We start from the raw sequence: 26,107 nt of genomic DNA, 5'->3' as shown, positions 1-26,107 counted from the left end.
AAAATGAATGACAATCCATTTGTAATCAATCAGACGGATGTTGGTGCGCTGAACCGTTTCTTTGCACGAATTTATGGTTTTGTAGCAGCAGGTATTGTTTTATCCGCTTTGACAGCTCTCTTATCATTGACAGTTTTTCAAGACGTCACTATTTCAATCTTGCGTGGTGGCTCTATGGTTCTCATGATTTTGATGCTTGTAGAGTTGATCTTGGTTTTTGCGGCTTCAGGTATGGCGGCTAAAAATAGCCCTATGGCTTTGCCTATGTTCTTACTGTACTCAGTTTTAAATGGCTTCACATTGAGTTTCGTACTCTTATTTTACACACAAGCGACAGTTTTCAACGCTTTTATATCATCAGCTCTTATGTTTGCAGTGATGGCAGTTATTGGTGCCACGACTAAAAAAGATTTATCTGCGATGGGGCAAGCTTTACGTGCAGCCTTGATCGGGATTATTATTGCCAGTGTGGTCAATATTTTCCTAGGTAGCTCAGGTATGAGCTTTATCATTTCTATCATCTCAGTTGTAATCTTCGCTGGTTTGATTGCCTATGATAACCAACGCATTCGCTACGTTTTTGAACAAACTGGTGGTCAAGTGGGGCAAGGATGGGTTGTTTCATTAGCTTTGCAACTTTACTTAGATTTTATTAACTTGTTTTTGAATCTCTTGCGCATTTTTGGTTCACGCGATTAAAAGTGCATTCCTTGCCCTTTGGGCGAGGAATTTTTGCTTCTAAATCAATTAAGTCTTTGATTGTAAAATAGACAAAAGCAGTTGTCTGCTCAACCATTGATTGCTACTGTCGCATGCTTATAAGGATTAGTAATCTAGATGCAGATTTTACTCTTTTGATATTTGTCATCAAGGTTTAAATCTGTTATAATAAAACAAGAAAAATCGAAGGAGAGATAGGCATGAATTTAGGTCTAGCAATTTTATTAATTTTAGTCGCATTAGCAGGAGGAATCGTTTTAGGTTTCTATCTTGCTCGTAAACAAGTGGAAAACTATATCGCGGATAAACCAATTTTGGATGAAAATGCTCTTCGTATGATGATGAGTCAAATGGGGCAAAAACCAAGTGAAGCTAAAGTTCAACAAGTACTGCGCCAAATCAAGAGCCAACAAAGAGTCGGCAAGAAAAAATAGAAAAATTGGGACTGGGAGATTTCCCAAGTCCCTTTTTCAGTTTAGCAAAATCTTGAAAGGAGAAGGGAGTATTTTTAATCCCCCTTCAATGCGAGTTTATGGATAATCGACCAATCGGTTTTCTGGATTCGGGTGTCGGTGGCTTGACCGTTGTACGAGAAGTCATGCGCCAGCTTCCACATGAAGAAATCGTTTATATTGGAGATTCAGCGCGTGCGCCATATGGTCCACGCTCAGCTGAACAAATTCGTGAATACACTTGGCAATTGGTCAATTTTCTCTTGACTAAGGATGTCAAAATGATTGTATTTGCCTGTAATACAGCTACGGCAGTAGCATGGGAAGAGGTTAAAGCAGCCTTGGATATTCCCGTTTTGGGAGTGATTTTACCGGGTGCTTCGGCAGCCATCAAGGCTAGTCAAGCAGGGGAAATTGGTATCTTGGGGACCCCCATGACGATTCAATCGGATATTTACCGTCAAAAAATCCAATCTCTATCACCTGAAACGCAGGTATACAGTTTGGCATGTCCTAAATTTGTACCTTTGGTGGAATCCAATCAATACAAATCTAGTATGGCGAAAAAAGTGGTTTATGAAACACTCAGTCCACTAAAGGGCAAGGTAGACACCTTGGTTTTGGGTTGCACTCATTTTCCATTGCTGCGTCCCATCATTCAGCACGCTATGGGACCAGAGGTAAAGTTGATTGATAGTGGAGCAGAATGCGCACGGGATATTTCTGTTTTGCTCAACTACTTTGAAATCAATCATAGTCGGACAGGAAGCAAAAAAGAGCATCAATTTTACACAACAGCCAGCCCGCGCGCTTTCCAAGAAGTCGCTGAGGATTGGCTGAACATTCAAATGAAAGTGGAATACGTGAAGCTATGACAGAAAAAATCTACGAATACAAAGATGAGCATGATTGGTTTATCGGGAAATGGGAAAGTTTTAATTATGTAACCTGTTTTGGCGATGATGCAGTTTATGAAAGGGTTCAAGGAATCGTCCATCAGCTTTTGGGGCAATTGGGTTGTGAAGGCGCACAAGTTCATATCATCTGTTACACCTCAGACTTACGCTTGGTGAAGTTTTTGGTAGACATGATTAATCAAGAAAAAGGACGTAGACTTGAAGTAACGCAACATGCTGGTTCTATCCTAATCACTGAAAATAATCAGCTCTTAGCTGTGCATTTACCAAAGTTAGGTGTATCGCTGGAACAATTTTTCGGGACAAACGAAGGGAAAGGTACACTTTCATTCGGAGACACAATTTTGATTGCAACTAAAAACGAGGGGAAAACGAGAGAATTTCGTGCTTTCTTTGAACGGTTGGGCTACAAGGTTGAAAACTTAAATGATTATCCTGATTTGCCAGATGTGGCAGAAACGGGGATGACCTTTGAAGAGAATGCTCGTCTTAAAGCAGAAACCATTGCCAATTTAACTGGTAAGATGGTTTTAGCGGATGATTCGGGTCTCAAAGTTGACAAATTAGGCGGGATGCCGGGCGTTTGGTCAGCACGTTTTTCTGGATCTGATGCCACAGATGACTTAAACAATGCTAAACTCTTGCACGAATTGGCCATGGTCTTTGACCAAAAAGATCGGTCAGCGCAATTCCACTGTACCTTGGTGGTGGCAGTACCTGAGAAAGAAAGTTTAGTAGTTGAAGCAGAGTGGCCGGGCTATATCGCTTTTGCGCCACAGGGTGAGGGCGGATTTGGCTATGATCCACTATTTTTAGTTGGTCAATCTGGTCAGACAGCAGCACAGCTGAGCATGGAAGAGAAAAATCAACAGTCTCACCGCGCATTAGCCTTGAAAAAACTAATGGAGGCATTTCCAGCATGGCAAGCCAAGTAAGTAAGACTATTCTGGTCATGAGCGACTCCCATGGAGATCGTGCTATTGTTCAAGAAATTAAAGATCGTTATCAAGGCAAGGTGGATGCTATTTTTCATAATGGTGATTCAGAGTTAGCAGCTGAGGACACGATTTGGGAGGGAATTCAGGTTGTTTTGGGGAATTGCGACTACAGAGGTGGTTATCCAGAAACTCTTTTGACCGAAGTTGGTCCGTATCGAATTGCCCAGATCCATGGACATCTTTTTTCGATTAACTATACCTGGCAGAAATTGGATTATTGGGCGCAGGAAATGGATGCAGACATTTGTCTGTACGGGCACTTGCATGCTGCGGATGCGGAAGTGCGTGGAAAAACTCTTTTTCTCAATCCAGGCTCTGTGACGCAGCCTCGAGGATTGATTAGAGAGCGACTTTATGCTCTAGTGACAATTGAGCCCGACCGGTTTCATGTGGCATTTTACACAACAGAACACCAACTCTATTCATCGCTAAGTAAGGATATCCCACGATGATTGCACCAAAAGTAATAGAATTTTTAGTCGGTCGAGAAGAAACGTTTTTGACGCCAGCTAATCAATTGGCTGTGCTTGTGGATACGCATAATATTGACCACGCCAAGCTCCTTCTCTGTAATATGGCTTACTCGCGCGTGCCGGTGGTGACAGAGGACAATCGCTTTTTTGGTAGTATTGGTTTACGTGAAATTATGAGTTATCAATCGCTCAATAATCTAACGGATGATGAGCTGAATCAAGACATTTCTTTGATTGCTAAAACAGATGTGGAAACGGTTCCTGAACAATACCGCTTGGAAGAGGTGTTGCGCAAGTTAGTTGATGAACCATTCTTGCCAGTCGTCGGAGACAATCGAGAATTTTTAGGGATTATTACTCGTAAATCCATCTTAAAAGCGGTCAATGCCCTTCTCCATAGCAGTCACTTTCATACGGAACACATAGAATGAAGCAGAGCTATATTAAAATATTTTTAGAACAAAAAGAAGAGCTAGCGGAGCAATCGAAACTAGCTTATAAGGGTGATCTCAAACAATTTATAGAGATTACAGATGGTCAGCTTTCGGAGGCGAAACTAGCCATATATGGCGCATTTTTAGGTAAGCTAAAACCGACTGCTCAAAAGCGCAAGCAATCTGCTGTCAATCAATTTCTTTACTTTCTCTATAAGGAAAATCTTATCGATCGATTTTATAAGCTAGATTTAAATGTTACAGTGAAGCAATATAGCGACACAAGTGGAAGTCAATTAGCTGATTTGAGTCCCTTGTTTCAATCTAGCACGGCTTTTCCTAAAGGACAGTTATTGGCGCTCTTGATAGCCTTGATGGGACTTTCACCTAGTCAAATAGCAGAGTTACAAGTGGCAGATATAGAGCTTGATTTTGGTATTATGACGGTCAAGCGAGATGGAGCAAAGCGGATTTTAGCCATTCCTAAAAAGTTGTTACCATATCTGAAGGCTCATTTTGAAAAAAGTGGACCTAACATCTATCTTTTTGACAAGAAAGGTCAATCCTATTCTCGACAATGGTTTTTCAATCGCTTAGGAGAATTTTTGAGTGAAATCCATCAGTCCTCTTGGTCAGCGCAGAAGTTGCGCGAACAATATATTTTGCATGAGTTGAAGGAAGGGCGTTCCTTAGAAGAAATTGCCAAGCAATTGGGCTTGAAAACATTGGTTAGTCTAGAAAAATACAAATAATGGATATAAAATTAAAAGATTTTGAAGGACCGCTGGATCTCTTGCTCCATCTGGTCTCTAAATACCAAATGGATATTTACCAAGTACGGTGAGTACATGCTGATGGCAAGCCAGCTGATGCTGATCAAAAGCCGTCGTCTTTTGCCAAAAGTGGTTGAAGAAACACCTCTTGAAGAAGATCCTGAACAGCAACTCTTGGATCAGTTGGAAGAGTACCGCAAGTTCAAACTTCTAAGTGAGAAATTGGGTGAGCAGCACAATGAACGAGCCAATTATTTCTCTAAGCCTAAGTTGGATTTGGTGTATGAGGATGTCACCTTGGTGCAGGCGAAGATATGATGGATCGGGTGCGCAAGCGATTTACCCAGCAAAAACGGATTGAACTGAGCAATATTTTCAAGGAAAGTCGAGATTTGAATGAAGTGATCACTTTGTTTCTTGCGACCTTGGAGCTGGTCAAGGTTCAGGAGATTTTATTGGAGCAAACTGAGAATTTTGGAAAAATTTATTTAGTAAGGAGTGAGCATGAGTCGCTTAGCAGAAATTGAAGTCTTGCTCTTTGTGGCAGGAGAAGATGGGTTGAGTCTACGCAATCTGGCAGAAATGCTCGATTTGCAGCCATCTGCAATCTTACAACAACTAGAAAAGTTACAGGAAAAATATCAGTCAGATAGTCAATCTGGCTTGATGATATTGGAATCTTCCAATCATTATCGCTTGGTGACCAAGAAAGAATTTGTGGAGCTTTTACGAATTTATTCCAAAACGCCAATCAATCAATCCATGTCGCTGATATTCGTGGAGTGAATTCAAGTGGTGCCATTAGCAAATTACAGGCATTTGATCTCATTCGTGAAAACGGGAAAAAAGAAGTGATTGGGCGTCCGAATTTATATGTGACAACGGATTATTTCCTAGATTACATGGGCATCAATGATTTGGCACAATTGCCAGACGTGTCTGATTTGGATTTGGTAGACCAAGAAACGGAATTGTTTGGGCAAAAAGAGGCATCTGAAGAAGAGGTGTCAGCATTGACAGAGCCACACGAAAATCATTTGGATGAGTTGGAAACTGAGTTCAAAGAATTAGAACAATAAGAGGTAGAGCTCTCGTGAATTGAACACGAGCTATGGATCTATGTGAAAATATTTTGTTAGAAATATCTTTTTAAGAACGTCGTAGCTGACTGGACTTAGATAAAGTCCTAGTCAGTCTGACGAGGGTGCGACAACGACATCATAGATGTCTGTCTTACCGCTTATTTTCACTAAGCCTATAACGCTCTTTGTATCATAAATATGCGTATCAATAAATATATTGCTCATGCTGGTGTTGCCAGTCGTCGTAAGGCGGAGGAACTGATTAAACAGGGGCTTGTGACAGTCAATAGGGAGGTTGTTCGTGAACTTGGGACAACCATCAAATCTGGAGATAAGGTTGAAGTGGAAGGTCAACCGATTTACAATGAAGAGAAGGTCTATTACCTTTTACACAAACCTCGCGGTGTGATTTCGAGCGTTTCTGATGACAAAGGCAGAAAAACGGTTGTTGATCTTTTGCCGATGGTCAAGGAACGGATTTACCCTGTTGGGCGTTTGGACTGGGACACATCTGGTGTCTTAATTTTGACCAATGATGGTGATTTTACAGATGAAATGATTCACCCACGAAACGAAATCGATAAGATTTATATCGCCCGTGTTAAAGGGATTGCAAATAAGGAGGTGTTGCGCCCCTTAACAAAAGGTATTGTTATTGATGGTAGAAAAACGCAGCCTGCGGTTTATGAAATTCTTAAAGTTGATCCTGTAAAACATCGTTCAGTTGTCCAATTAACCATTCATGAAGGTCGCAATCATCAGGTCAAGAAAATGTTTGAAGCAGTAGGACTTCAAGTGGATAAATTATCTCGGACTCAATTCGGCAATTTGGACTTGACGGGCTTGCGTCCTTGGGAATGCCGTCGTCTCAATAAAAAAGAGATCAGCCAACTTCACACACTGGCTGTAACTAAAACGAGCAAGAAATGACCTGGCTACTGATTCAGCTGGTGCGAGGCTACCAACGATTTATTTCCTCTCTTTTCCCTCCAAGCTGTCGCTATCAACCAACCTGCTCTGCCTATATGATCCAAACCTTAAAAAAGCATGGATTAAAAGGTTTTTTGATGGGCCTAGCACGGATTTTACGTTGCCATCCTTTTGTGGAAGGCGGCTATGATCCAGTGCCGGATGTTTTTACCTTGAGACGGAATAAAAATCCGTAAAAACGTTTACAAAATCATTGAATCCCTTGCAATCACAAGCAATTATGATATAATAAAGGCACGATATTCATTTATTTAAATCAATCCTGTTGTGATTTAAGTGAGTGACTTGTCATTCACCATGCTGTTTGCTGAGCTTGACTCCGGGCAGTGTGGCATTTTTTTTGCCTAAAAGAAAGTGAAGAGAAAGAATAAATTATGAACATTGAGAACTTACACTACAAAGAAAATCAATCATGCAACCATGTGGTTCTTTTTGAACCACAAATTCCGCAAAATACAGGAAATATTGCTCGTACATGCGCTGCAACGAACAGCCCTCTTCATATTATTAAACCGATGGGATTTCCAATCGATGACCGTAAAATGAAACGAGCAGGGCTTGATTATTGGGATAAGTTGGAAGTTCATTTTTATGAAAATATGGAGGAATTTATTTCTTCAATGGTAGACAATAGTCATTTGCATTTAGTGACTAAATTTGCGGAGAAGACCTATTCGGACCAAACTTACAATGATGGCTGTCATCATTATTTCCTCTTTGGCCGAGAGGACAAGGGCTTGCCAGAAGACTTCATGCGCCAGCATCCTGAAAAAGCGATCCGAATCCCAATGAATGACGAACACGTCCGCAGTCTTAATGTATCCAATACTGTTTGTATGATTGTTTATGAAGCTCTTCGTCAACAAGCCTTTGTAGGGCTTGAATTAAGCCACCATTACCAAGAAGATAAATTGAAGTAATTATGAAAAAATAAACAAAAATTCTTAAAACCTTGCATGTTCAAGGTTTTTTTGTTATCATGAAATAGTCTTCAGGGCAGGGTGTAAGTCCCTACCGGCGGTGATTGTCTCTACATCTGAGATATAAGTCCGCGAGCGCAAGCTGACTTGGTGTGATTCCAAGACCGACAGTTATAGTCTGGATGGGAGAAGACGAAAGGATAACCTTTCACGCTTCTCTAATTTTGCTTAAAAATTGGAGGAAGAAGATGACACACACACGTAAAATGGCCTTGGTTGCCATTCTTTCAGCAGTTTCTTTTCTGCTTATGTACCTTAAATTTCCATTGATTCCAACAGCATCATTTTTGGAAATTGATTTTTCGGTGATTCCTATTTTGCTGGGCTTGGTTATTCTTGATATCAAATCTGCCACAGCTATTTTGATGATCCGTACGTTATTGAAATTTTTGCTCAATAACAGTGGCCCATCCACTATCATTGGTCTACCCATGAATATTGTGGCCATGTTGATTTTTGTAGCTGCTTTTGCCTTTCTATGGAAGGCTAAGAAAACTCGAGCTAACTTTATCAAAGCTTCTCTGGTTGGCTCTATTGGTTTGACAGTGGTCATGTTGATTTTGAATTATGTTTATGCTATCCCTGTCTATGCCAAATTTGCCAATTTTGATATTGAGAAAATACTAGGCATTAGCAATTATCTTTTTGCTATGGTATTGCCTTTCAATCTTTTGCAAGGTTTGATATTATCAGCGGTATTCTACCTAGTTTATAGTGGTTTTCAGTCATATTTGAAGAAATTTTAAGTTTTTCTTGTTACAATAGGGTTATGAAACATAAACAAATTTATTATCGGAATGCATCATTTGCGGCACTCTTCTTTGTAATTTTGGGCTATGCCATTAAATTTTACCCAGAACAGTTAGTCGGCTTTGATAGCACCATCCAAAATGCTGTCCGTGGGGATTTTCCAGAACTGGCTACAGCTTTTTTCACAAAGATTACCCTACTTGGAAATACTGTTTCGGTGCTCGCTATCTGTATTGTACTTGCGGGAATATTCTATTATAAGAAATGGAAGGCAGAAAGCTACCTCATGTTGGCTAGCTTTGCGGTGATGGGAGTGGTATCGACTGCCCTGAAGTACCTCTACCAACGTCCGCGTCCAAGTATTCCATGGCTCATGGATACGGTCGGGTATTCCTTTCCGAGCTGGCATACAGCCTCCACTATGATGGTAGCTGGAGCTATTATTATCGTTCTTCAGGGACGAATGAAAGCAGGAGTAGGGCGTTTAGTCCTGCAAGTGCTGTTAGTTCTTGTTGCAGTACTGGTTGCCTTATCCCGCGTCTATCTTGGGATGCACTATCCGACAGATCTCATTGGTGGTTGGTTATTGGCTCTGACGTTACTATGGATGATGTATCCGATCTACGATCAAAAGCGCTTTGAGTGGCGTTTCCAAGGAAAACAGAAATAAACAGTTTAGCAAGACGATTCGCAAAGAATCGTCTCTTTTTTAGGAATAACGAAGGATATTTTATAAAATACTACTAATTAGCACAAAATTCTTGCAATCTTTCCATTTTTTGTTAGATTATAATTAGCAAGCTAATGATAATGCAATTAGCAAATCAAGGAGGAATGTGTGATGACAAAAGAAAAAATTACAGCTGGTCGTGCCATGTTGAAAGTCCTCAAAACTTGGGGGTGTACATACTATCTACGGTATTCCATCAGGAATGCTAGGTGGTATTATGGATGCACTTGCTGAAGAGGATGGGATTGAATTTCTTCAAGTACGTCATGAAGAAACAGGAGCCCTTGCTGCAGTCATGCAGAAAAAATGGGGTGGGGCTTTGGCAGTCGCAGTTGGGTCTGGTGGTCCGGGTGCCATGCACTTGATAAACGGGATCTACGATGCAGCTATGGATAATACTCCAATGATTGCTATTCTAGGTTCTCGTCCAACAAAAGAGCTCAACATGGATGCTTTCCAAGAACTGAACCAAAATCCTATGTATGAAAGTGTAGCGGTTTACAACAAACGTGTGGCTTATGCAGAACAATTGCTAAAAATCATTGATGAAGCTGCACGTGCAGCCATGGCTAAAAAAGGTCCTGCAGTTGTTAAAATCCCAAATGACTTTGGATATGCTGAAATTGACGCGGATTCCTATTATGGGTCAGGTAGTTATCAACGAGACTTCTTACGTCCTGCTCTTAATGAAGAGGACATTGATGCAGCAGTAGATGTGCTCAATCATGCGGAACGCCCCATTATCTACGCTGGTGTTGGGATTAACCAAGCAGGCGACTTAGTATCTGAGTTGGCTCATAAAATCAAAGCTTCTATTGACATTACAGGTAAAAACTTCGATGCTTTCCATTGGGACGATGATGCACTTGCTGGATCAGTTGGCCGCGTAGCTTGGAAACAAGGCAATGAGCTCAACTTTGAAGCAGATACTGTGCTATTTGTTGGCTCAAACTACCCATTTGCTGAAATTTATAATGCCTTTGGCAATGCTAAAAAATTCATCCAAATTGATATTGACCCATATAAACTCGGTAAACGTCATTCACTCGATGTATCTATCTTGGCGGACGCTGAACAAGCTGTCAGGTCTATTCTTGAAAAAGTTAATACAGTTTATGATTCTCCTTGGTGGCGTGCGAATCTTAAAAATAATCAAAACTGGCATGCTTATATGAAAAAATTAGAAACCAAAACAGAAGGTGAACTGCAACTCTATCAAGTGTATAATGCTATCAATAAATACGCTGATGAAGATGCTATTTATTCTATTGATGTTGGTAATTCAACACAAACCTCTATCCGTCACTTGCACATGACCCCTAAAAATATGTGGCGCACCTCTCCACTATTTGCGACAATGGGGATTGCTATTCCAGGTGGTATTGCAGCCAAACGTACCTTCCCAAATCGCCAAGTCTGGAATATCATTGAGGATGGTGCCTTTAACATGAGCTATCCTGATGTAGTGACAAATGTCTCCTACAAACTCCCTGTTATTAATGTAGTCTTTTCAAATACAGAGTATGGGTACATTAAAAATAAATATGAAGATACCAATAAACATCTCTTTGGAGTAGACTTTGCGGATATGGATTATGCCAAAGTAGCAGAGGCTCAGGGGGCGGTCGGCTATACCGTTCGTCGTATTGAAGAGATTGATGAAGTCGTTCGTAAAGCTGTAGGAGATAACAAGGCTGGTAAAACAGTTGTTATTGACGCTAAAATTACTCATGACCGTCCGTTCCCGGTTGAAATGATGAAATTGGACCCACAATTGGCAACAGAAGACGAAATCAAAGCCTTTAAAGAACGCTATGAAGCGGAAGATTTAGTACCACTTCGTCACTATCTCGAAGAAGAAGGACTCAAATCACAACGAGAGCCAGTTTATCAGAAAAATGTAGCAGACGCGGATCAAGCAAATAGTCAAGCCAGCGAAAGCTAAGAACGAATCAATAAAAGAGGACAAAAATCGGTAAATCGTCATTTTAAAACGATTTACCGATTTTGTCGTTCTACTCCCGCACAGTTGATTAGGGAGGTCGCCATCCCTTGCGTCGCAAGAGTTAAGAACTTCCAAGCACTATGTCGAATGATTATTACTCAAAAGGTAAGATGAGGCAGGACCTTTGTCTCAGCCTCTTTGTTATAACATGTTATGAAATAAAAAGACTAGTCTAATGACTAGTCTTTATTTTATTTTTTAACAGGTGTTGAAGTAGCAGCCTCAATAGCGGTTTTCAAATTATTGGCGAAGAGCTCAGCTCCATTTGTTTGGAGGTTGAAGTGCACTAGGTCACTGCCTACCCAAATATTTGGATTATCAACGGCTACTTGGAACCAATCTGCGATAGTAATATAGTCATTTTCTGTGGCCAATTTTTTCTCGTATTGTCCGATTTGATAGGGAATAGAGTCCTCTTTGACACTGAAATTTCCATCATATGGAGTGACGAAAATCAAGCGATGTCCTTTTGGAGACTCTTGAATTAAGGAATCCAACAGTTCCTTGTATTCTTCGGAAGCATTGGTCCCTAGGGCAACTACAACATCTTCTCTAAGCGTATTGCTGTCTTTATAGAGTTTGATTAAGTTACTAATTTCCGTCAGGTGACGACTGACCGTTCCGTCGATTTGAGCATCCGGCAGAGCCGTCTGAATAGCAGAGCTGGCACGAACTGTGACAGAATCACCAAAAATTGTGACTCCTGGTTGAATATTGTAATCAGAAGCCTGCGCATTTTCAGCAGCATTGCGAGTTGCGGTCATTTGGCTATCAGCTTGCTGAAGATTGCTGGTAAGCATTTCACGCTCAAAGCTACCGACTTTAGGAGCTGTCACACTAATGACCAAGGTAGCAAGTACTAGAATACCAAATACTCCAGCGATCCATTTGCTGTAGGGTTTCAAATTCAATTCAAATTGAAGAAGACGAATGGATTTTCCAGCCAAGAAAGGCTCAATAATGTAGTAGGATAGTGCAGAAAATACCACTGAGAAGAAAATGGTCAACAAAACTGCAAGAATACCGTTAACCAGCTGACCAAATATCAAATAAAGTGGCGAGTGAAAGAGGTAGATTCCGTAGGAAATATCAGACAAAAAATTCACGATTAGTGGCTCGTGGATATGAGGTGTCTGTTCGTGGAGGATACGAGCAGTATAAATGAGAACACCAGAAACCACAGTTGCTGTGAAGAGACCAATTGTGTATGTCCAAATACTATTGAATGGAAGGACAAAAAGCAAGAGCAACAAGATAGCCAAGCCTGTTCCCATTATTATGAGAGATTTCTTGAGGGGAAGCTTTTGATAAATGTGCTCAAAGTTCTTACTTGGGAATGCAATACCGGATAGAGAGGCTAAGATAGAGCCCAAGAAGAATGGGAAACTATGCGTTAGCGGTGAAAAGTAAATGGTAGAGGAGCTTTCGACAAAGAAGGCGGAGATAAACATAGATAAAAAACTTAAAAGGAAAAGTGCGCTAGAAGATAGGAAAATCATTCCACGCAATTGTCCAACAGATTTAGAAACTTTTGCCATCCACCAGACAGCAAGTACCCATAAAATATAATATTGGACTTCCAAAGCCAATGTCCAAGTGTGCACAAATAAGTGCGGTGTGAATTGATTTTCATAGCCATTTCCCGCTAGAATCTCAAAGATATTGGTTATAAAACCAAGACTAGCTGCAATTTGAGAGCCGATGCTAGCAATGAAATCATTTCGGACTGATAAGGCAAGTGGGACAACCAGCAAAATCATCAGGACGAGAGCTGGTAGAATTCGATAGAGTCTACGTCGAAAAAATCCGATGACATCGATTGTTCCCTTGCGGGTGTACTCGAAAGATAGAAAGGAAGAAGTGATAAAGTAAGACCATAATGAGTCCTATGACTCGAATTGATGAAAACCATTTAATACGCATCTTGATAAATCCCCTGTTTAAACGTACCTTCGTAGACAATATTAGATTCAGTTGTCAATTTACCTTGACCATCTGCCACACCTTTTTTGAATTCGCCCACATAAGACCATCCGGCTTTGGCGATAAAGGTTCCTTTGCCATCAAAGACACCATTCTTAAAATTTCCTTCATAGGTGTCGCCATTTTCAAAGGTCAGTTTGCCATGCCCAGACAGTTTGTTGGCAACCACAGAGCCATTATAAGTCATTTTAACCTCGTTCCAGCTCAGCGTTGTTTGAGTAGGGATTCGTCCCAATAAAACGGAGAGCGCAAAGATAAGGATGAGCACAGCGCTAGCCATTTCGAGATTTTTTCTCGTCAGATAACTTTTGAATTGTTCCCAAGTTTTGGGATTGGTGAGTAAGTCTTTCATGATTAAACTCTTTCTCTTAAAGGATAGAATCATTCTACCATTTTTGAGGAAATATGACAAAATTATGACAAAGTTTTGAGCCAATCTTGGCACGCTTGTGAAATAAGAAGATAGGTCTCTTGGAAATTTCCTGTATACCATGGATCTGGCACATCTTGCTTTGCTAACAAGTGGATCTTATGATGCAGCGAATATGGTAGCATCTTTTTCAAATCATTGATATTTTGTTGGTCCATGGCGAGGATGATGTCGCATGCGTCGGCATCTGCTTTGCTGATTTGTTGGGATTCTTTTTTCTTATCATAAGAAATATGATAGTGCTCCAATATTTTTCGCGTACCTAGGTGGATGGGGTTTCCGTGTTCCCAGCTAGAAGTTGCCCGACTTTCGATGTTCCACTGAGGAGCCAGTTCTTTCATAATGGCTTCTGCCATAGGACTTCGGCAGATATTTCCTAAACAAACGAAGATAATATGCTTCATGGTGTCCTCCTTCTCTTACTTCTATTATAGCGAAAATCCCTTAATTTTTCTCATTTTGTTATTTTTGTAAGACTTTTCTCATAAAGAATCGAAATACTTGCAACTTCTTTCTTCTTTATTTATAATGAATATAAATAAAGAAGAAAGAAGGAATCCATATGACTTACCAAAAAACAAAAGAAATTTTGAACCAAGCAGTTGCTGATTTATCTGTAGCCCACTCTATTCTCCACCAAGTACATTGGTATATGCGTGGTCGTGGCTTCATGGTTTGGCATCCAAAAATGGACGAATACATGGAAGAAATTGACGGTTACTTAGATGAAATGAGTGAACGTCTCATCACTATTGGTGGTGCACCATACTCTACCTTGAAAGAGTTTAGTGAAAATAGTAAACTGGAAGAAGTGACTGGAGACTACAGCTTGTCTATGGATGAGCAGTTGGCACGTGTTGCCAAAGTATTTAGTTACTTAGCAGAACTTTTCGCTAAAGGATTTGACGTGTCTGATCAAGAAGGCGACAGCGTAACCAACGATATTTTCAATGTTGCCAAAGCAAGCGTTGAGAAAAATGTCTGGATGTTGGAAGCTGAATTGGGACAAGCACCAGGTTTGAAATAATCTAATAATAGAAGAAAGCCAGCGAATGCTGGCTTTTAGTTTTCTAAAATAGCAAAGCGTTTCCAGTTATGTTATACTAAAATAGAAGCTATTGGACTTGAGTGAAATGTTAGGATGAAAAGAAATATCTTTTGCAAACCAAAAGGATGGTTTCTCAATTTTTTATCTTTTCTGTGCATTTAACGCTCTTATATCTTGTAATCGAATTCGCACGGAAGTCTGTGCAAAAAAGATAGATTCCCTTGAGTCTTTGGACTCATCGTCAATCTTCTATTTTTATACGGATTTTTTTACGCTCTCATATCTTAAATTAGGAGGCTAGTATGGCTAGTATTAAAATGTTACGCACTTGTTTGCGTGTGGAAAACTTAGAAGTATCACAAAAGTTCTACGAAGAAGCTTTTGGTTTTAAGGAGACCCGTCGCAAGGATTATCCCGAACACAAATTCACATTGGTGTATTTGGCTTTGCCAGATGATGAGTTTGAAATTGAGTTGACTTATAACTACGATCATGGACCATACATAGTGGGTGATGGTTTCTCTCATTTAGCACTCTCATCAGATGATTTGGAAGGAGACAATGCTAAGCATAAGGCACTCGGCTATAAAACAACTGATTTGTCGGGACTTCCAGGAAATCCGGGCCATTACTATTTTGTGACAGATCCGGATGGCTATCGTGTCGAAGTTATTCGCGCGGATTAAGCAGCATATTAAAGAAGGAACAGAGGTAATTTTGCCTCTGTTTTTCAAATGAGCGTGGATTTTTATAAGAAAGGGTGGTAGAATGGTAGACAGATAATACGTGGAGTGGATAGAGAATGAATAAAAAAAGAAATAGTTTAATTGTACTGAATCTTGTCTTGGTAGTTCTGATTGCCTGTGCCTCTTGGTTTGCTTATCGTGCCTACGAAAAACGAAATCTTTCTGATTTTATTGCTAGTCGTCAGAAAGCATTTAAGGCAGAAACCAGTGATTTACAGGTGGGGAGCGTAGGTCACACTTATGTCAGCGCTTATTTTCCGAAGGATCAAGTAGGCAAACGTGTTTCAGCGGTAGAGCAGGCTCTGTATCACTGTATTGAAGAAAAGATTGGACAAGAAAAACCTACGGGATCGATTCGCAAGTTATTGTTTGTCTCTACTAAGGATGAGGGGACACACTTTGCTAAAGTGCGCAAGACCAATATTGAATCCGCCAGCTATCAGGTGCGTGGTTTGTCAATCAAGGAGATTGGGAAAGCATCCGAAGATAGTCTTCTCTTGACGGAGGATAATCAGATATTCACATTGGCGACTTTTGCCGCTAATCAAGAAACTATGCGCAGTGTTTTCTCAAAACAAATCAAGACAGATTTGATGGCCAAGGAAACATCTGAAGAAAAAATCCATCAAGCGTTAGAAATTTTTAAGCAGACTCAGTTAGAGGAATTGACATTTTCATATGAAGCGAGCCAATTGACAGTTCAGTTGCCTGAGGCTATTGGTCTAGCTACAATCACAGTTCCAATTTCCAGTTTATTCGAAGCCGTTAAGAGCCAATATTTAGCTGAAGAGGACCTAAAAGCCTATGATGCTTATCAAGCTGAAAAGGAAGCTAAAAAACGTGAAAAGATGATTGCTTTGACTTTTGATGATGGTCCTAGCGCAACCACCACACCACAAGTGTTGGCACTTTTGAAAAAATACAATGCCAAAGCTACCTTCTTTGTGCTTGGGCAGGCAATAGCTGGAAAAGAATCCATCCTGAAGCAAATGCAGGCGGATGGTCATGAGATTGCGAATCATTCTTGGAGTCATTCAAACTTAACTCGTTTGTCTGCTGACCAGATTAAGCAAGAAATTCAACAGACTCAATCTGCTGTTGAAGCTGTAACAGGTCAACGTCCGACATTGTTACGACCACCCTACGGAGCGGTCAACAAAGCGGTTATGGCTGCAACACAAATGCCAGCCATTTACTGGTCTGTAGATACATTAGATTGGAAGAGTCACAACCCTCAAGCTATTCTAGCCCAAGTAAAAGCAGGAACGCATAAGGGAAGTATTATCCTCATGCACGATATTCATCAAACTACAGTGAATTCCTTAGATTCTGTGTTAAGCTACTTGTCTTCACAAGGCTATACCTTTGGAACAGTTAGTGACTTACTAGGTGATAACCTCAATCCGGAGAACATTTACTATGACCAAACATCCAATGGTCCAGCTCAATAAAAAATAGGTTGCTTGGGAAAGCAGACTATTTTTCTCTGATTTTTTCTAAAATATATTCTTTCAAATCTGGGTATTTATCGAGATTAAATTTACGAGAGAAGAGGTGTCCGAGGGCAATGCCTTTGTCCAATTGTGCCTTATCTTTGGCTGAGTCTATCCATTCATATGGATGACCATCCCACCAGTTGATGTAGCGCAGATTTCCTTGAAACTCATCAGGCAAGTCGTTGACAGCACGATGGTCATAAATGCGATCTGTTAAGCCAGCGCGCTTGAGAACGATGGAGAAGAAATATTCATCAGAACAGAAAGTAAAACGAAATTGTTTTCTGATAAATTCTTCTTGTTGAAGAACAGCCAGGAGGACATCATGTCCAAATGATTTCCACTCAGAAAAACCTTCAAATCCCCATTCTGTACGTTTGCCATGTAGTCGATCAACCTTTAAGGCTGTTTGAATTTTATTTTCCAAAACTTGGTATAATCGAAGGCACTTTCTAGGAATTGGCGATAGATGACGGGGATCAATACGGCGAGAAAGATGGTAATGCTCCACCAACTTATGCAATTTTAAGTCTTTTTCTTCTTCTTGATTGTAGCGCGTAATAAAAATGCGATCTAATTTATCTTCAAAAAATGCATGAATATAATCTTGGGAAGCCAGAGGTAAATCCGCACCAGAAATGAGGTGATAGAAGTCATATCCTCCTTTTTCAGCGGCCGCTTTATACAAAATCAGCTCTGCTTCTACTAGAGAAAAATGCCCCCAGTACACCGCAATTTGTGGAGTAAAGTAAACATTGGAATGGCGAGCAGCAGCCTGAAGATTTTTTTTATCTTGGTCTGTCAAATGAGTCCGCTTGTCCATATGAATGAAAATATCATTTCGTGGATCATCTAAAAGAGAGATTTGGAAGGCTAGTTGCTCAAATTTATCATAGGCAATAATGAGATAAGCATGCTTTAACATACAGGCTCCTTTTCAATTCATAGTCAACTCATTTATTCTAGCGTAAATGTTTTGGTTTTACAAGTTGCAAGGAAAAGTTTATAATTACCAATTGAAACGAAAAAACACGAAAGAGAATTCTATGTCTGAAAAACCAGTGCAAACTCATGAACAGGAAACCATGGCCAGAGGAATGGCTTGGTTGACTGCGGGAAACTTTATTAGCCGTCTATTAGGAGTTATTTATATTATTCCGTGGTATATTTGGTTAGGAAAACATAGTGAGGAGGCCAATGCTCTCTTTAATATGGGTTACCAAGTTTATGCCAATTTTCTATTGATTTCAACGGTAGGACTACCAACGGCAGTTGCCAAGCAAATTGCTAAGTACAATACCCTAGGGCGTGAGGACATTTCCTATTATCTATTGCGGGAATTTCTCAAGCTCATGCTAGCTTTGGGAGCTGTTTTTGCTGGTGTTATGTATGTAAGTTCGCCTTTTCTGGCAGAATGGTCAGGATCGAAGGAATTACTGATTCCAGTCATGTACAGTTTGGTTCCCCCTCTCTTTATTTTCCCAGCCATGAGTATCATGCGTGGATTTTTCCAAGGACATAACGACTTAAAACCCTATGCCATTAGTCAGATAGCAGAGCAGGTTATTCGGGTTATTTGGATTTTATTAGCGACTTTCTATATCATGAAATTTGGTTCTGGAAACTACCATGAAGCAGTTATTCAATCAACCTTTGCTGCCTTTATCGGAATGATTGCCAGTGTCGCTGTCTTGCTCTATGTTCTTCAAAGACGAGGACTTATTTCTAAAATTTACCACAGCAAGGCGCCTGAAACAGGGATTGAACTAAAACCCTTGATTGTGGAGACTGTCAAAGAAGCGATTCCCTTGATCATCTTGGGTTGTGCCTTCCAAGTTTTCCAATTCATTGACCAAATGACCTTTGTCAATGTGATGAAGATGATCACAGGTCAAGCAAGAAAAGAATTGCTGGTTTGGTATACCTACATGACGGCTAATCCAAGTAAAATTACCATGCTGATTATTGGGATTACAGGTTCTATCGGTAGTGTGGCAATTCCTTTGATTACAGCACGTTTTGTCGAGAAAAATCGAAAAGCAACTTCTAATTTAGTGACTGATAATATGCAGATGCTCTTTATCTTTGTCATTCCTGCCATCATCGGGACCATTCTGGTCGCGCGTCCTCTTTATTCTATTTTTTATGGATGGGCTGAAGACTTAGCCATTGATCTTTTTATTGCCAATATCTTATTGATTTTTGTGCAGGGGCTCTACGCAGTACTAGGTGTTATCATCCAAGCTATTTTTGAAAATCGCAGAGCTATTCTTTATTTCTTGATTGGCCTTGTGACAAAGATTGTCTTGCAGATTCCCTTCCTTTATCTCTTCCAAGTGTATGGTTCCTTATTATCATCAGCGATTGGTTTATCCATCACTGTCATTCTATTTTACCGTCACATTGATAAGGTGTTAGACTTAAATAAAAAGAAAATTGGTCGTGATTTGGTCGGTATTAGTTTGGTTTCTCTTGTAATGGGAATTATTGTCTTTACATTAGAATGGGGATTAACTCAATGGATTCCGCCGGTCAGTCGCTTTATTAGTATCCTTCACATCATTATCTCAGGTAGTGTTGGTATCTTGATTTTTGGAGTCTTGACTTTGAAAACGCGCCAATTAGATAAATTGATTGGTGCAAGAGCGCAACGACTACGAAAAAAATTACGAATATCATAAAATGTAAAAGAGAAAAACCAGAGGTTTTTCTCTTTTTGCGTCATCTTCTGCTGTAAAAAGTATAAAATTTATGATAGAATGTTAAGGATGAAATAGAGGAGAAAAAACATGTCACAACCAAAGTACAACCGTATTCTAATCAAATTGTCTGGTGAGGCCCTTGCGGGTGAGCGTGGTGTTGGGATTGATTTGCCAACCGTACAGGAAATGGCAAAGGAAATTGCAGAAGTAGCAGAATCTGGTGTACAGATTGCTCTTGTTATCGGTGGTGGAAATCTCTGGCGTGGAGAGCCTGCTGCAGAGGCTGGAATGGATCGTGTTCAAGCTGATTACACAGGAATGCTTGGGACAGTTATGAATGCTCTCGTGATGGCGGACAGTCTGAAACAATTGGGTGTAGACACGCGCGTACAAACTGCCATTGCCATGCAATCTGTGGCAGAGCCTTATATCCGCGGACGTGCTCTTCGTCATTTAGAAAAAGGTCGTATCGTGATTTTCGGTGCGGGAATTGGTTCTCCGTATTTTTCAACGGATACAACTGCCGCCCTTCGTGCAGCTGAGATTGAAGCGGATGCTATTCTCATGGCAAAAAATGGGGTCGATGGCGTGTATAATGCTGATCCTAGAAAAGATGCTAACGCTGTGAAGTTCGACGAATTGACTCATCGTGAAGTGATTAACCGAGGCCTTAAAATTATGGATGCAACTGCATCAACCCTCTCCATGGATAATGATATCGACTTGGTTGTCTTCAATATGAACGAACCAGGCAATATCAAACGAGTTGTATTTGGCGAAAATATCGGAACAACGGTATCCAACAAAGAAGAACATAAATAGAAAGAAGAAATTCATGTCAAAAGAAATTGTTACAAAAGCTCAAGAACGTATGGCACAATCCCACCAAAGTTTGGCGCGTGAGTTTGGTCAAATTCGCGCAGGCCGTGCCAATGCAAGCTTGTTAGACCGCATCACAGTGGAATATTATGGTGCAGAAACACCCTTGAACCAGTTAGCAGGGATTACTGTGCCGGAAGCGCGTGTGCTTTTGATTACACCATTTGATAAATCCATCTTGAAAGAAATTGAACGTGCTCTAAACGCATCAGACCTTGGCTTGACCCCACAATCTGACGGTACAGTGATTCGTTTGGTCATTCCTGCATTGACAGAGGAAACACGTAAAAACTTGGCAAAAGATGTGAAAAAAGTAGGCGAAAATGCTAAAATTGCCATCCGTAATATCCGCCGTGATGCAATGGACGATGCTAAGAAAGCAGAAAAAGCAAAAGAGATTACAGAAGATGAATTGAAATCTCTGGAAAAAGACATCCAAAAAGCAACGGATGACGCCATCAAGAAAATCGACGAAATGACAGCTGAAAAAGAAAAAGAACTCTTGGCTGTGTAAGAAAAGACAGAGTCAGTTCTTAGGAGCTGGCTCTCTTTTGCCCTTTAGATAGAAAGAAATTTATGAATCACTTACTCGCACAATTTTTGGTTGGAATCATCACAGGTGAAAATGACCAATTTTACTATGTACAAAAAGAGGGCATCACCTTTGCTCTTGCAAAAGAAGAGGGGCCGCACCGTTTGGGAGAGTCTGTCAAAGGTTTTGCTTATGTTGATATAAAACAACGTCCACGCTTAACAACCAAAGAAGTGACAGCTACCTTGGACCATTTTGGCTGGGGGACTGTTACGGATGTTCGAAAGGACTTGGGTGTTTTCTTGGACACAGGACTACCTGACAAAGAAGTGGTAGTATCATTAGATATTTTACCTGAAATCAAGGAATTATGGCCTAAAAAAGGCGATCAACTTTATGTCCGCTACAGTGTGGATAAGAAAGATCGACTCTGGGCTCTGCCTGCTTTTCAGGAAGATTTTCAAAAGATGGCTGGTCCTGCCTATTACAATATGCAAAATCAGACCTTGCGTGCCATCGTTTATCGTCTCAAAATGAGCCGGTTCAGCGAGCCACGCTTGGGACAAGAGCTGGAAGTTCGGGTCATTGGTTTCCGACAAGTGGACCGCACTCTTAATCTCTCTCTCAAACCGCGTTCTTTTGAGATGTTAGAAAATGATGCCCAGATGATTTTGACCTACTTGGAATCAAACGGTGGCTTTATGACTTTGAACGACAAATCTTCACCAGATGATATCAAGGCTATCTTTGGCATTTCCAAAGGACAATTCAAAAAAGCACTTGGAGGCCTCATGAAAGCAGGAAAAATCAAACAAGATACTTTTGAAACAGAGTTGAAATAAACCATGAGTCCGTGCATACGAACTGTCTCTTGAAATGAGATGTTTCCTGTCTGAGGTTTGAGATGCAGTTCATCATTAACAAGGAAATTTGACAATGGAAAGATATGTTGCCTTACTGAGAGGGATTAACATTAATGGGAAAAATAAAATTCAAATGGGTGAATTGGCAGAAGGATTTCATTCACTAAACTTTCAAGAGGTCAAAACTTATTTGAACACTGGAAATGTTATTTTTTCTTGTTTTGAAAATGATACTGCTACATTGAGACATCAAATCGAATCCATGATAAAAAGCAATTTCCGATTAGATATTCCAGTTTTTGTTATTCCAATCGTTGAACTAGAAGAAATCCTGCATTGTGCACCAAGGTGGTGGGGGAATAAGGATAAAGAAATGTATGATAACTTGATCTTTATGATACCGCCAGCGACCTTTTCTGAAGTATATGATACATTGGGTCAACCAAACATAGTTTTAGAGAGTATAGAGAATGTTAAAAATGCTATTTTTTGGTCTTTTAATCGTGAAAGATATCAAAAAACGAATTGGTGGTCTAAAACAATCAGCTCAACTGTTGCTAAGAGTCTAACAATACGTTCAGCAAATACAGTGAGAAAACTGATTAAAATGTAGTATAAAAAAGTAAATAACTGGTAAAAATCTCAGACAAGCTGGGATTTTTTTGGTATCATGTGAAAGATGAATACGGAGGATCTATGAGAAAATCATTTTATAGCTGGTTGATGACCCAGCGCAATCCCAAATCAAGTGAGCCTGTAGCGATTTTAGCAGACTTAGCATTTGATGATTCTACCTTTCCTAAGCACACGGATGATTTTGATCAAGTCAGCCGCTACCTAGAGGATCAGGCAGCCTTTTCTTTTAATCTGGGGCATTTTGACTCTATTTGGAAAGAATATTTGGGGCATTGACATGGACATTACATTCGCAACGGATAAGGGTCGCTTCAATTACCGTGTAGCAGGAATCATCATAAATGATAATCGATTGCTGGTTATTCGTGAGGAACATTCGCCTTATGCCTATTTACCTGGTAGCCGTGTGCAGTTTGGTGAGACCTTGGAATCTGCCATCAACCGTGAAATTGAGGAAGAGGTGGGTCTTGAGTCAATTACTCTTCGACCATTGTGGTTATCGCAATCCTTTTTTTACTGAAGACAAGAGCCAAGAGGATTTTCACGAGCTTTGTCTTTATTTTTTGGTCGAAGTTTCTGATATTTCTTTTGGAAATTTTACAGTTAATGAGCAGGGACGGCTCAATCATTTTGAATGGATTTCTTTTGAAAAGTTGGAGGCTTTATATTTTTATCCAACATTTCTCAAAAAAGAAATTTGGAATTTACCGCAGTCTCTACAGATAATTGAAGTTATTGATTAGGACGAAAGTCATCCGAGGGATGGCTTTTTTTGTATAGTCTATGCTATAATTGGGATGTCCGTGATACGACAAAAAGAGAGATCATTCGAAGAAGAGTGCCCATGAGCGCAGTAGGAGATATGTAGTCTAGAAATTTCCTGTTATAACAGGCTTATATTGTTGAAAAAAGAGCGAGAGTTGCTTAAAGGAATGATCTATGTTAAAAAATCGTATCACACTACTATTGCACTACTAGGTGCAACAGAATTTTTTGCCTTCTTTGGCATTACCAGTTTTTGGATTCTATTTTTAAGTCAAAAAGGTATGAGTCTCTGGCAAATTGGCTTGTTAGAGAGCATTTTTCATGGGATCAGCCTCTTGTCGGAAGTACCATCTGGCATGCTGGCTGATCGATTTTGTCCTGTCTGTTGATGCTGCTGGGTCATGGAAATTTTTGGGTCTACGCGGTTGGGATGATTCTCAGTGCTTGGTCCTACAATTTTGACTCGGGAACCAGCGCTGCCATGCTGTTTGAAACGGTCAAGGAAGCCGGATTAGAAAGTAAATTCCTAAAAATTAGCAGTGTCATGGCAGGGATTTCAGAAGGAACGCGGACTTTTGGAACCGTAGTAGCAGGCTTTCTTATCCACGGCTTACTAGACGTGGCCTGCATGATCCAAATTGCTTTTTCGCTACTGGTCATGGTTTTTATCTTTTTTATGAGAGAACCACAGTTCAAACAAGAGCAAGAAGAAGCCATTCCACTCAAGAAAATTTTGCTGACGGTCAGCCAGACTTTTCGAGAAGATCCACGGCTCCTGTCTTGGCTAATCTCGACGCAGTTATTGAGTGTTGTCATGTGCATGTTTTATTTTTATTACCAAAATGAATTGCAGATGTTGTCGTCATGGCAAATTAGGGGGAGCATCAAAAAGCGACCACTATTTTTCCCATTTTGGTAGCTGCAACAGTTGCTTTTTACCTCTTGAGTATTTGGCAATTACCAATGGTCTATATGGTCATTTATCTGGTCACTGATGTACTATTCACCTATTTTTCTCCTATTTTCGGTAAGGAGTTACAAGAGGTGCTGTCGAGCCAGATTCGCGCCACTATGCTGAGTGTCAATGCCATGTTTTTCAGTTTGTCCATGATCATCATTTTTCCCTTGACGGGACTTTTGATTGATGGTTGAAATGGCAAAGCGAAATTGTTTTTTAGTAAAATAAAAATGAAAAGAGTAGAGATTAGATGAATCTTCTGTTCTTTTTATTAATGGACAGCATGTCTAATAATGTGTAAAATAAGGAATTTAGCGCATTTTTAACTAGTGATTTTGGAAATTTAGGAGTACAATAACCTCATCAAATCATAAGGGAAACGGATTCCTAAATTAGAGGAGGTTCATTTATGTATTATACAAGTGGAAATTTTGAAGCTTTTGCGCGACCTAGAAAACCAGCTGGTGTCGACAAAAAATCAGCTTATCTAGTAGGTTCTGGACTAGCAGGATTGGCAGCAGCTGTCTTTCTCATTCGTGATGGACAAATGGCAGGCGATCGGATTCACCTTTTTGAGGAACTGCCTCTAGCTGGCGGGTCTTTGGATGGGATTGAAAAACCACATCTTGGTTTTGTGACTCGCGGTGGGCGTGAGATGGAAAATCATTTTGAGTGTATGTGGGACATGTATCGTTCTATCCCGTCGCTCAAAATTCCAGGTGCATCCTATCTAGATCAATTTTACTGGCTGGATAAGGATGCCTCTAACTCATCCAACTGTTGCTTGATTTACAATCGAGGCAATTGGGTGCCAGATGATGGCATGTATACCCTTGGAAAACAGTCTAAGGAATTGGTCAATTTGATCATGAAGACCGAAGAATCCTTAGGCGACCAAACTATTGAAGAATTCTTCTCTGATGCCTTTTTTGAGTCTAATTTTTGGATTTATTGGGCAACTATGTTTTCCTTTGAAAAATGGCACTCTGTAGCAGAAATGCGTCGGTACGCTATGCGTTTTATTCACCACATTGACGGCTTGCCAGATTTTACTTCTTTGAAATTCAATAAATACAATCAATATGACTCCATGGTCAAACCTATTTTAGCTTACCTAGAAGAACATGGTGTGGATATTCAGTACGAATCCAAGGTAACCAATATTGATGTAGCCTTTGAAGGAAACAAGAAAGTTGCTAAAGCACTCCATGTGACAGTGGCAGGTGAAGCAAAAGTTATCAATCTGACAGAAGACGATCTAGTCTTTGTCACCAATGGTTCCATCACTGAAAGCACAACCTATGGTAGTCACTTTGAAGTAGCGAAACCAACAAAAGCACTAGGCGGTTCGTGGAACCTCTGGGAAAGTTTAGCTGCACAGTCAGATGATTTTTCCAGAGGTCTTCTACAAGGATTTACCGGCTGAATCTTGGTTTGTTTCGGCGACAGCAACTATCAAGGATGCCGCCATTGAGCCTTATATTGAGCGATTAACGCACCGTGATTTGCACGATGGAAAAGTCAATACAGGTGGGATCATCACCATCACGGACTCCAACTGGATGATGAGCTTTGTTATTCACCGCCAACCCCACTTCAAGGAACAAAAGGAAAACGAATCAACAGTCTGGATCTATGGGCTTTATTCCAATATTGAGGGCAATTATGTCCATAAGAAAATTGAGGATTGTACGGGGCAAGAAATCACGCAAGAATGGTTTTATCATTTGGGAGTTCCAGTGGAAAAAATCGGTCACAAGAAGAT

The 26,107-nt window shown here is 40.3% G+C and carries 28 protein-coding genes, 5 pseudogenes and 1 riboswitch; of the genes and pseudogenes, 29 read left to right on the top strand and 4 right to left on the bottom strand.

Annotated elements, in window-relative coordinates; translation table 11 throughout:
* Positions 1–3 precede the first annotated feature (3 nt).
* From AEX56_RS04885 to spxB, 15 genes and pseudogenes are all read left to right on the top strand, one after another.
* Positions 4–699, top strand: a complete 696-nt coding sequence (locus AEX56_RS04885) for a Bax inhibitor-1/YccA family protein (RefSeq protein WP_049618098.1) — start codon at positions 4–6, stop codon at positions 697–699.
* Positions 700–920: 221 nt separating this feature from the next.
* The gene (locus AEX56_RS04880; protein WP_049618097.1) at positions 921–1,154 is read left to right on the top strand and encodes a YneF family protein; all 234 of its coding nucleotides are present in this window, start codon (positions 921–923) and stop codon (positions 1,152–1,154) included.
* 98 nt (positions 1,155–1,252) lie between these two features.
* Positions 1,253–2,047, top strand: a complete 795-nt coding sequence (gene racE, locus AEX56_RS04875) for a glutamate racemase (protein ID WP_049618096.1) — start codon at positions 1,253–1,255, stop codon at positions 2,045–2,047.
* Positions 2,044–3,024, top strand: coding sequence for a nucleoside-triphosphate diphosphatase (locus AEX56_RS04870; RefSeq protein ID WP_049618273.1), 981 nt, complete (start codon positions 2,044–2,046; stop codon positions 3,022–3,024). Before racE ends, AEX56_RS04870 begins: the two co-directional genes overlap by 4 nt.
* Positions 3,009–3,539, top strand: a complete 531-nt coding sequence (locus AEX56_RS04865) for a metallophosphoesterase (protein ID WP_049618095.1) — start codon at positions 3,009–3,011, stop codon at positions 3,537–3,539. Before AEX56_RS04870 ends, AEX56_RS04865 begins: the two co-directional genes overlap by 16 nt.
* Positions 3,536–3,991, top strand: coding sequence for a cyclic-di-AMP-binding protein CbpB (gene cbpB / locus AEX56_RS04860; protein WP_049618094.1), 456 nt, complete (start codon positions 3,536–3,538; stop codon positions 3,989–3,991). The genes AEX56_RS04865 and cbpB overlap by 4 nt, the downstream gene beginning before the upstream one ends.
* Positions 3,988–4,746, top strand: a complete 759-nt coding sequence (gene xerD / locus AEX56_RS04855; RefSeq protein ID WP_049618093.1) for a site-specific tyrosine recombinase XerD — start codon at positions 3,988–3,990, stop codon at positions 4,744–4,746. The genes cbpB and xerD overlap by 4 nt, the downstream gene beginning before the upstream one ends.
* Positions 4,746–5,294, top strand: a pseudogene (locus AEX56_RS04850) (segregation/condensation protein A). Before xerD ends, AEX56_RS04850 begins: the two are co-directional and overlap by 1 nt.
* A pseudogene (locus AEX56_RS04845) lies at positions 5,272–5,846 on the top strand (SMC-Scp complex subunit ScpB). Before AEX56_RS04850 ends, AEX56_RS04845 begins: the two co-directional pseudogenes overlap by 23 nt.
* A 201-nt stretch (positions 5,847–6,047) precedes the next feature.
* Positions 6,048–6,779 (top strand): pseudouridine synthase, encoded by a 732-nt coding sequence (locus tag AEX56_RS04840; protein ID WP_049618092.1) that lies wholly within the window; start codon positions 6,048–6,050, stop codon positions 6,777–6,779.
* Positions 6,776–7,015 (top strand): membrane protein insertion efficiency factor YidD, encoded by a 240-nt coding sequence (gene yidD / locus AEX56_RS04835; RefSeq protein ID WP_049618091.1) that lies wholly within the window; start codon positions 6,776–6,778, stop codon positions 7,013–7,015. The genes AEX56_RS04840 and yidD overlap by 4 nt, the downstream gene beginning before the upstream one ends.
* Positions 7,016–7,213: 198 nt before the next feature.
* A complete protein-coding gene (locus AEX56_RS04830) occupies positions 7,214–7,759 on the top strand; it encodes a tRNA (cytidine(34)-2'-O)-methyltransferase (RefSeq protein ID WP_049618090.1) in 546 nt (181 codons plus the stop codon).
* Between the two features lie 63 nt (positions 7,760–7,822).
* Positions 7,823–7,957: riboswitch (FMN riboswitch) on the top strand.
* The gene (locus tag AEX56_RS04825; RefSeq protein ID WP_330218250.1) at positions 7,942–8,565 is read left to right on the top strand and encodes an ECF transporter S component; all 624 of its coding nucleotides are present in this window, start codon (positions 7,942–7,944) and stop codon (positions 8,563–8,565) included. (Overlaps the previous riboswitch by 16 nt.)
* A 23-nt stretch (positions 8,566–8,588) precedes the next feature.
* Positions 8,589–9,239 carry a phosphatase PAP2 family protein gene (locus AEX56_RS04820; protein WP_049618088.1) on the top strand — a complete coding sequence of 217 codons (651 nt, stop codon included), beginning with the start codon at positions 8,589–8,591 and terminating at the stop codon, positions 9,237–9,239.
* Positions 9,240–9,410: 171 nt separating this feature from the next.
* Positions 9,411–11,175, top strand: a pseudogene (gene spxB, locus AEX56_RS04815) (pyruvate oxidase); the annotation flags it as partial.
* A 320-nt stretch (positions 11,176–11,495) separates the two neighbouring features.
* Here spxB and AEX56_RS04810 read toward each other — a convergent pair.
* From AEX56_RS04810 to AEX56_RS04800, 3 genes and pseudogenes are all read right to left on the bottom strand, one after another.
* Positions 11,496–13,227, bottom strand: a pseudogene (locus tag AEX56_RS04810) (acyltransferase family protein).
* Positions 13,217–13,639 carry a membrane protein gene (locus AEX56_RS04805; protein WP_049618087.1) on the bottom strand — a complete coding sequence of 141 codons (423 nt, stop codon included), beginning with the start codon at positions 13,637–13,639 and terminating at the stop codon, positions 13,217–13,219. The pseudogene AEX56_RS04810 and the gene AEX56_RS04805 overlap by 11 nt, the downstream one beginning before the upstream one ends.
* Before the next feature lie 62 nt (positions 13,640–13,701).
* Positions 13,702–14,121 carry a low molecular weight protein-tyrosine-phosphatase gene (locus tag AEX56_RS04800; protein ID WP_049618086.1) on the bottom strand — a complete coding sequence of 140 codons (420 nt, stop codon included), beginning with the start codon at positions 14,119–14,121 and terminating at the stop codon, positions 13,702–13,704.
* 158 nt (positions 14,122–14,279) lie between these two features.
* Here AEX56_RS04800 and AEX56_RS04795 point away from each other — a divergent pair, with 158 nt between their 5' ends.
* From AEX56_RS04795 to AEX56_RS04785, 3 genes are all read left to right on the top strand, one after another.
* Positions 14,280–14,744, top strand: a complete 465-nt coding sequence (locus AEX56_RS04795; RefSeq protein ID WP_049618085.1) for a Dps family protein — start codon at positions 14,280–14,282, stop codon at positions 14,742–14,744.
* Between the two features lie 323 nt (positions 14,745–15,067).
* A complete protein-coding gene (gene gloA / locus AEX56_RS04790; protein ID WP_049618084.1) occupies positions 15,068–15,451 on the top strand; it encodes a lactoylglutathione lyase in 384 nt (127 codons plus the stop codon).
* Between the two features lie 116 nt (positions 15,452–15,567).
* Positions 15,568–16,962: a polysaccharide deacetylase family protein gene (locus AEX56_RS04785; RefSeq protein ID WP_049618083.1), complete on the top strand. Its 1,395-nt coding sequence runs from the start codon at positions 15,568–15,570 to the stop codon at positions 16,960–16,962.
* A gap of 25 nt (positions 16,963–16,987) precedes the next feature.
* Here AEX56_RS04785 and AEX56_RS04780 read toward each other — a convergent pair whose 3' ends face one another.
* Positions 16,988–17,932 carry a beta-1,6-N-acetylglucosaminyltransferase gene (locus tag AEX56_RS04780; RefSeq protein WP_049618082.1) on the bottom strand — a complete coding sequence of 315 codons (945 nt, stop codon included), beginning with the start codon at positions 17,930–17,932 and terminating at the stop codon, positions 16,988–16,990.
* A 121-nt stretch (positions 17,933–18,053) separates the two neighbouring features.
* On the opposite strand from AEX56_RS04780, the gene AEX56_RS04775 reads away from it, so the two are divergent.
* The 11 genes and pseudogenes from AEX56_RS04775 to AEX56_RS04735 form a co-directional block, all read left to right on the top strand.
* Positions 18,054–19,688, top strand: coding sequence for a putative polysaccharide biosynthesis protein (locus tag AEX56_RS04775; protein ID WP_049618081.1), 1,635 nt, complete (start codon positions 18,054–18,056; stop codon positions 19,686–19,688).
* A 108-nt stretch (positions 19,689–19,796) separates the two neighbouring features.
* The gene (gene pyrH / locus AEX56_RS04770; protein WP_049618080.1) at positions 19,797–20,531 is read left to right on the top strand and encodes a UMP kinase; all 735 of its coding nucleotides are present in this window, start codon (positions 19,797–19,799) and stop codon (positions 20,529–20,531) included.
* Between the two features lie 13 nt (positions 20,532–20,544).
* On the top strand, positions 20,545–21,102 hold the full coding sequence (frr, locus tag AEX56_RS04765; RefSeq protein ID WP_049618079.1) for a ribosome recycling factor: 558 nt from the start codon (positions 20,545–20,547) through the stop codon (positions 21,100–21,102).
* Between the two features lie 62 nt (positions 21,103–21,164).
* Positions 21,165–21,962 (top strand): CvfB family protein, encoded by a 798-nt coding sequence (locus AEX56_RS04760; RefSeq protein ID WP_049618078.1) that lies wholly within the window; start codon positions 21,165–21,167, stop codon positions 21,960–21,962.
* 94 nt (positions 21,963–22,056) lie between these two features.
* Positions 22,057–22,596: a DUF1697 domain-containing protein gene (locus AEX56_RS04755; protein ID WP_049618077.1), complete on the top strand. Its 540-nt coding sequence runs from the start codon at positions 22,057–22,059 to the stop codon at positions 22,594–22,596.
* A gap of 83 nt (positions 22,597–22,679) precedes the next feature.
* Positions 22,680–22,895: a YozE family protein gene (locus AEX56_RS04750; RefSeq protein ID WP_049618076.1), complete on the top strand. Its 216-nt coding sequence runs from the start codon at positions 22,680–22,682 to the stop codon at positions 22,893–22,895.
* Between the two features lies 1 nt (position 22,896).
* Positions 22,897–23,139, top strand: coding sequence for an NUDIX domain-containing protein (locus tag AEX56_RS08975; protein ID WP_236682977.1), 243 nt, complete (start codon positions 22,897–22,899; stop codon positions 23,137–23,139).
* A 379-nt stretch (positions 23,140–23,518) separates the two neighbouring features.
* Positions 23,519–23,773 carry a hypothetical protein gene (locus tag AEX56_RS08465; RefSeq protein WP_152907869.1) on the top strand — a complete coding sequence of 85 codons (255 nt, stop codon included), beginning with the start codon at positions 23,519–23,521 and terminating at the stop codon, positions 23,771–23,773.
* Entirely contained in the window at positions 23,770–24,303 is a 534-nt protein-coding gene (locus tag AEX56_RS08460) for an MFS transporter (RefSeq protein ID WP_160315176.1), read from the top strand. Before AEX56_RS08465 ends, AEX56_RS08460 begins: the two co-directional genes overlap by 4 nt.
* A gap of 23 nt (positions 24,304–24,326) precedes the next feature.
* Complete coding sequence (locus tag AEX56_RS08235) at positions 24,327–24,536, top strand: hypothetical protein (protein ID WP_152907867.1); 210 nt, start codon at positions 24,327–24,329, stop codon at positions 24,534–24,536.
* Between the two features lie 215 nt (positions 24,537–24,751).
* Positions 24,752–26,093, top strand: a pseudogene (locus AEX56_RS04735) (oleate hydratase); the annotation flags it as partial.
* Between the last annotated feature and the right edge of the window lie 14 nt (positions 26,094–26,107).

This window comes from Streptococcus sp. X13SY08, assembly GCF_001182825.2.
Classification (GTDB): domain Bacteria; phylum Bacillota; class Bacilli; order Lactobacillales; family Streptococcaceae; genus Streptococcus.
This window is presented reverse-complemented; position numbering and strand designations above follow the sequence as displayed.